This is a genomic window from Amycolatopsis coloradensis (genome assembly GCF_001953865.1).
GTDB lineage: Bacteria > Actinomycetota > Actinomycetes > Mycobacteriales > Pseudonocardiaceae > Amycolatopsis > Amycolatopsis coloradensis.
Genome location: NZ_MQUQ01000057.1, coordinates 1 through 4,343 on the forward strand (window position 1 = coordinate 1; position 4,343 = coordinate 4,343).

General features: G+C 66.5%; 5 protein-coding genes and 1 pseudogene. 3 read left to right on the plus strand and 3 right to left on the minus strand.

Going from position 1 to position 4,343, the window contains the following annotated elements:
- Positions 1–120: 120 nt before the first annotated feature.
- The 3 genes from BS329_RS41665 to BS329_RS41675 all read right to left on the minus strand — a co-directional run bounded on the left by BS329_RS41665 (position 121) and on the right by BS329_RS41675 (position 2,281).
- Positions 121–336, minus strand: coding sequence for a hypothetical protein (locus BS329_RS41665; protein WP_076169139.1), 216 nt, complete (start codon positions 334–336; stop codon positions 121–123).
- A 353-nt stretch (positions 337–689) separates the two neighbouring features.
- Complete coding sequence (locus BS329_RS43735; RefSeq protein WP_158075902.1) at positions 690–848, minus strand: hypothetical protein; 159 nt, start codon at positions 846–848, stop codon at positions 690–692.
- A gap of 233 nt (positions 849–1,081) precedes the next feature.
- A complete protein-coding gene (locus tag BS329_RS41675) occupies positions 1,082–2,281 on the minus strand; it encodes an MFS transporter (RefSeq protein WP_076169142.1) in 1,200 nt (399 codons plus the stop codon).
- Positions 2,282–2,345: 64 nt separating this feature from the next.
- Between BS329_RS41675 and BS329_RS41680 the strand changes: the two genes are divergently transcribed.
- The 3 genes and pseudogenes from BS329_RS41680 to BS329_RS41695 all read left to right on the plus strand — a co-directional run.
- On the plus strand, positions 2,346–2,747 hold the full coding sequence (locus BS329_RS41680; RefSeq protein WP_076169144.1) for a MerR family transcriptional regulator: 402 nt from the start codon (positions 2,346–2,348) through the stop codon (positions 2,745–2,747).
- A gap of 24 nt (positions 2,748–2,771) precedes the next feature.
- A pseudogene (locus BS329_RS41685) lies at positions 2,772–3,268 on the plus strand (IS5 family transposase); the annotation flags it as partial.
- A gap of 874 nt (positions 3,269–4,142) precedes the next feature.
- Positions 4,143–4,343: hypothetical protein (locus BS329_RS41695; RefSeq protein WP_143253467.1), on the plus strand; the 201-nt coding region annotated here is incomplete at its 3' end.

The following is a 4,343-nucleotide window of genomic DNA, read 5'->3' on the forward strand; positions in this document are numbered from 1 at the left end:
CGAAGCCTCACAAATCAGGTGTCAACCACACCCTGGGCAGTCCCAGCGGTGCACGCCCGTTGTTGCGCCTAGTTCAGTTTCTTGGCCTCCTGTGGCCTCGGTGTGTGGCGCGTGCTCACGTTAACTTTCATCGGATTCGTTGTCTTTATTGCGGCGGTGCTTGTACCTGTCGACCACGGCATCGACCAGGAAGCCGCCGGTGAGCACTCCGAGGAGGGGTAGCACCCAGGTCGCTCGATCGAAGACGAAGATCGCCATGACGAGGGCGACCAGCAGTGCGGAGAAGACGATGACGTAGTAGCGCAAGCCGTGAGGCGTCCAACCGTTATCGATCATGAGAAGAGTCTGCCCGTCAGACCGGGCAGTCGTCCGGCACCCTTGAGTAGACCACCGCCGACACCAAGGAGTCCTGCGTTCCTTACCTCCTGGGAATTCCCTCCACCGACCTTCGCACCGAGGCCCACTCCTGCTGCGCCGGTGAGTCCGCCGACCACTGCTGCGGCACCGACGCATCCAAGACCGGCTGTTACGGGATATGACAAGACAAGCGCGGTACCGGCGACTGCGCCGATCGCACCACCGATGAAGCTGCCCACGTCCGATCCCGTGCTGCCACCGGTGGGGTCGCTGCTGTTGACGGGGTCGCCGGTGGCGTAGTTGTAGGGGTTGGGTGCTGGTGGTCGAGGTCGTCATGGCGTGCCTTTCGCGAGCAGGGTGGCCATCGCCTCGATGATCGGGGCGCCGGTCGCGGCCTCGATCCAGCCCATTTGCGGTCCGGTGTTCGCCTCCGGTTCACCCGACGCATCGCCGCCTGCCCCGATGCTCTCCACACCGGCCAGACCGCGCATCTGGTGAGGGCTCGATCCACGCGAAGCCAGCGTCATCTTCTTGTCGGGCTCGCCGGGATAGTCGAGGTCAGCCGATTCGCTGGTCGCTCGTCTCGGTGGAGAGCTGTGGCCATGACTCGGTCCATCGTTTCAGTGTGCTCGCCGGTAAAGCAGTGGGTCCGGCAGCACGCCCAGCGAGCGGCGTCATGACCGGCGGCGTGGTGCCTGCCACAAACGCTGACACCGGCACCCGGTCACCGTCGGACCGCCGGGAACCCGTGCCGGGCCGCGGCCGCCACGGCGCAGGCCAGCGCGGTCAGTGCCACCGCGATCCACGGCAGCGGGGTCGCGGTTCCGGCCTGGTCCAGTACCGACCCGCCCACGAGCGCCCCACCCGCGATCGCGAGGTTCCAGACGGTGATCGCCAGCGACTGCGCCACGTCCGCGGTGCGGCCGGCGACCCTGGCCGCCGCGGCGGGGAACATGGTGGGGGCTCCACCGAAAGCCAAGCCCCACAAGGCGACGGCGCCGTACAACAGCACCGGCCGGTCCGCGGCGGCACCGATCGCCGCGCCCGCGACGGCGAACAACGCCGTCGAGGCGAGCACCAGCGGTCGCGGCCACTTGTCGATCACCGCGCCCACCACCCAGATGCCGAGTACCGAGGTGACGCCAAAGACCAGTAGTACGGTGCCGAGCAGCCGCGCCTCACCGGTCTCGGCGAGTACCGGACCGAGGTAGGTGTACAGGATGTTGTGTCCGAGCACGAAGACGAACGTGGTAGCCAGAACGGCGGGAAAGCCCTTGATGGCAAGGACTTTCCACGGTGCCGCGCGCTGTCCCGCCGGCTCTCCCGGCAGCGGCGGGGCCTGCCACCGGACCCATCCCGCCAGCAGCACCGTGATGGCGACCAGCATGGCGAACGCGTACCGCCAGCCGATCAGGTCGCCCAGTATCGTCCCGGCCGGCACCCCGATCGCGAACCCGATCGGGGTGCCGATCATCGCGATCGCCAGTGCCTTCCCGGCGTGGGCCGCCGGAACCAACCGCATGGCGTAGCCGGGAATCATCGCCCACAGCACCCCGGACACCGCTCCCGCGAGAATCCGGGCCACCAGTGTCAACGCGTACACCGACGAGAAGGCGGTGATCGCGTTGACCACGGCGAAGCCGAGGATCAGGCACAGCAACAGCGCACGACGCGGCAGGCGACGGCTCAACGCGGTCAAGGGCACCGCCGTCACCGCCGTGCTGATGGCGTACACCGTGACCAACTGTCCCGCCTGCGCCTCGGAAACGCACAGGTCGGCGCTGATGCCGAGCAGTACCCCGGCGGGCAGCGTCTCGGTCACGCAACCGATGAAGACCACTGTCGCGAAAGCCAGCAGCGCGCCAAACGGCAGCTTCGGGCGAACCGGTGCTGTGTCACACGGAGGGATGGCATCCACAGTCATGCGGCTATCCTGGGTGTCTCACACTGGTGTCAGGGTCAAGGTGACGAGTGGTGAGGTGGGGCACATGCGCATCGGGGAGCTGTCGAGGCGGACCGGCGTATCCGTCCGTCTGCTGCGGTACTACGAAGAAAAAGAGCTGCTCCGGTCCACCAGGGACGACAACGGTTACCGCGAATACACCGAAGCTTCCCTGGACCGCGTGCACAAGATCCGCGGCCTGCTCGAGTACGGCATCCCCACCCGGATCATCCGCACCATCCTGCCGTGCCTGAACAGCCCCGGCGCGATCCACATGCGCGTTGTCGCGCCCGAGACACTGGCCAAACTGGAGCACGAACGGGAACAGATCCAGCGCCGCATCGAAGCGCACACCAAGGACCGGGAAGCAATCGACGCCTACCTGGAGCAGGCCCGGCCACGGCTGCGCGGCTTGAGCGAAGTACATCACGCTTATATTGAGGGGTAAGAGCGTGTCTTACGTGTATTCGAGCCGCGTCCGCAGGGCGGTGGCACTGCCCCGGTGGACGCTCGTGCGGTGTTCACGGCGATCGTGTATGTGCTGACCAGCGGGTGTGCGTGGCGAGATCTGCCGCCGTCGTTCGGGGTGCCGTTCCAGACCGCGCACCGCCGCTTCGGTCAGTGAACCAAGGCCGGGTTGTGGCGACAGTTGCACCACGTGCTGCTGGATGAGCTCGGCAGCCAGGGCCCGCTCGACTGGAGCCGTGCGATCGTGGATGGTGCCTGTGTTCGGGCGAAAAAAAGGGGCTCTTTGACCGGTCCCAGCCCGGTCGACCGCGGCAAGCCCGGCTCGAAGATCCACGTCTTGTCCGATCGTGCCGGGGTGCCACTCGCCGTGGCCCTGTCCGCTGCGAACACGAACGACTCTTACGCGCTCAAGCCGCTGGTGATGGCGATCCCAGCGATCAAGTCCTGCCGTGATCCGCGGCGGCGCAGCCGGCCACGCTGCACGCCGACAAGGCCCACGACCCACTTCCTCGCCTTCCTCATCCTCGGCGCCAGCCTCACCTGCTACAAAAAACTCCGCAAACTCACCACATAAGACAAGCTCTAAGTGAGCTGTCGTGCGCAGGTTTTGCTGGGGCTGGAAGTGGACGGTGGTCCCGGTCGTGCTGTTTCCGTCGTTCGGGATCAGGTCGGTGACGGGGGTTCCGTGTTCGTAGCGCTGGGTCCATGAGCCGTTGTGGCGCCGGTTGGTGTGTACGAGCCATTCGCTCAGTGCCGCGACGACGGACATGCCCCGGCGCGGGTAGCCGTCGGGAAGCAGCTGGGCGTCGGGGGTGTCGAAGAACCGCAGATCCTTTGTCGCCATGATCGGTTTCTTCACGGTCTGCCCTCGGTCGTTGAGGCGGGTGTTGGTGCCTCGCCCGTTGTCCGACACCGACACCGAGCCGTCGGGATGCAGGGCGACAGTGGCTCGTCCGCCCGCGTTGCTCTCGGCTTCCTCGGCCGCGTAGGCGAGGACTTCGAGAATTAGGTGTGCGACACCGCCAGGCGCGAATTCAGCGGGCTTTCGCCGAATGCGGGCCAGGTGATCGGCATCCACAGAGCCCGCCCAATCGTGTGTCGCGTTCCGTCCCGGAATCTCTGCTGCACTCATCCAGTAATTATCCCAGCCAGGCGGAAGAACGATGCGGAGAACGGCCAGGTGATGCGGGCGTCGTCATGCCCTGTGGACGGCAGAGAGCATGGCAGTGGACCGAGTCGAGCGCGACAACACCGTGCCGCTTCAGGGAAACCTGGCATTCCGGCGGGTTGCGGCGATCCTGATCAGCTTGGTGATCGAGGTTGCGGGAAGCGACGACCCGCAGCCGATTTCGCGTGCCTGCCGCAGTTCGACCTCGTGCTCAACGCCGGGCAGCGGGTCACGCTCACCGAGATGATCGCCGACACCACGCTGCGGGTGGCCCGCGACACGAGGCGAACGGTGCTGTCCCCGGGGATCTACCTGGCGCTTCTGAGCACCGTACTGTCCGCGCCGCATCCGGGACACGCGGAGTACGCGCTCGTCGTCGACGAGGCGAGGTACCCGGCCAGCCCGGCC

What these genes read in the sequence shown, in the direction of transcription:
- BS329_RS41665 (WP_076169139.1), bottom strand. Translation starts at nt 336, where the DNA reads ATGATCGATAACGGTTGGACGCCTCACGGCTTGCGCTACTACGTCATC.
- BS329_RS43735 (WP_158075902.1), bottom strand. Translation starts at nt 848, where the DNA reads ATGCGCGGTCTGGCCGGTGTGGAGAGCATCGGGGCAGGCGGCGATGCG.
- BS329_RS41675 (WP_076169142.1), bottom strand. Translation starts at nt 2,281, where the DNA reads ATGACTGTGGATGCCATCCCTCCGTGTGACACAGCACCGGTTCGCCCG.
- BS329_RS41680 (WP_076169144.1), top strand. Translation starts at nt 2,346, where the DNA reads ATGCGCATCGGGGAGCTGTCGAGGCGGACCGGCGTATCCGTCCGTCTG.